The organism is Gemmatimonadales bacterium (assembly GCA_030697825.1).
GTDB lineage: Bacteria > Gemmatimonadota > Gemmatimonadetes > Gemmatimonadales > JACORV01 > JACORV01.
The window spans coordinates 1-1,396 of record JAUYOW010000160.1 but is presented as its reverse complement, the minus strand read 5'-3'; the positions used below and the strand labels follow the sequence as shown (position 1 = coordinate 1,396).

Below are 1,396 nucleotides of genomic sequence, written 5' to 3'. Positions count from 1 at the left end.
AAGAAGCCGTCTTGAGCTTGACCGACGACTTCATGGATGGAGGCCGCTCCGAGTCATCCAGGCCCTCACGCGGCATTACTCCGTCCCTGGAGGGCAGAGGTAGAGCAACGCCGGGAGCAGTTGCCGAAACAGCGGCCGAGGGCTTGCCGCCGGCACGCGATTTTGTCGCCGACGGCGCCGGGCGCGCGCCGATTCTGGTGTTTTTCACCAACGCGTCCTGTCCGTATTGCCGCGAGGTGGAAAACCTTTACCTGCGCCCGATGCACGTCCGCGGCGATTACCGCGGACGGCTGCTGATCCGTGTGGTCGAGGTCGGCGGCGGCGCGCCGCTGACGGATTTCACCGGGCAACGCACGAGCCACGGGGAATTCGCCCGCCGCGAGCGGGTCGCGTTCACGCCCGTGATCCGGCTGTACGACGCCACCGGGCGCGAGCTGGCGCCGCAGTTGTTCGGCTACGGCACACCGGATTTCTATCTTGGGTATCTCGAACAGGCGATCGAGCAGGCGACCGCCACCGCGCACCGGCAGCGCACGCTGTCCTGCGCGCAGGTCAACGCAGCGGGCGGTTGCGCGCCCAGCGCCGTACCGTGGCGGCGTGCCGGCGGCTGACGTCGAGTTTCTTGTCCACGCCGCGCAGCACCACCTGCCAGGTACCGGCCGGGGTTTTCTCGAGACCTTTTATATAGCCGGTGGCGACCAAGGCGTTGCGGTGGATGCGCAGGAAGCGCTCGCCGAACTCCTTCTCCAGGTTCACCAGCGAATCCTCGATCAGATGTTCCTCGGCGGCCGCGCGCGCCACGACGTACTTCGAGTCGGCGACGAAATACATGATATCGGGCACCGGCACCAGACGGATGTTGCCGCGCATGTGCACGCTGACGTGGGTGCGCGCCGGCGCCTCTTCGCGCGCCTGGTTCACCTCCTTGAGCTGCTTCACGGTGAGCTTGCGCGCCTTGGCGAGCGCGTGCGCCAGCCGGTCCTTGCGGATCGGCTTCAGCAGATAATCCACGGCGTTGACCTCGAACGCGTCGAGCGCGTGCTGGTCGTAGGCGGTGGTGAAGATCACGCTCGGCGGGTGCTCCATGCCCATCAGGTGCATGGCCGCCTCGAGGCCGTCCATGCCCGGCATGCGGATGTCCATCAGCAGCACGTCGGGGTTGAACTCGGCGGTCATTTCCACCGCTTCGGCGCCGTTGGCGGCCTGACCGACGACGGTGTAGCCGCCGATGTCGGCGATCAGCTCGCGCAACCGCTCGCGCGCCAGTTTCTCGTCATCCACGATAGAGCCTTCGATATACTCCACGTTCTTTACCGCGACGCGTTCCTTGCCGGAGGAGAAATCATCCAAGACGGTCACCGTGCACCCAGGGATCACGGCAAGCGCTTGCACGAGG

Annotated in this window: 2 protein-coding genes; one reads left to right on the top strand and one right to left on the bottom strand. The window is 66.1% G+C overall.

Features of this window, described 5'->3' with window-relative positions; genetic code table 11:
- On the top strand, nucleotides 1-611 hold a 611-nt coding region (locus Q8Q85_08815; protein ID MDP3774354.1), incomplete at its 5' end, for a thioredoxin fold domain-containing protein.
- Here Q8Q85_08815 and Q8Q85_08810 read toward each other — a convergent pair.
- A partial coding sequence (locus Q8Q85_08810; protein ID MDP3774353.1) for a LytTR family DNA-binding domain-containing protein occupies nucleotides 553-1,396 on the bottom strand: 844 nt, incomplete at its 5' end. The genes Q8Q85_08815 and Q8Q85_08810 overlap by 59 nt on opposite strands.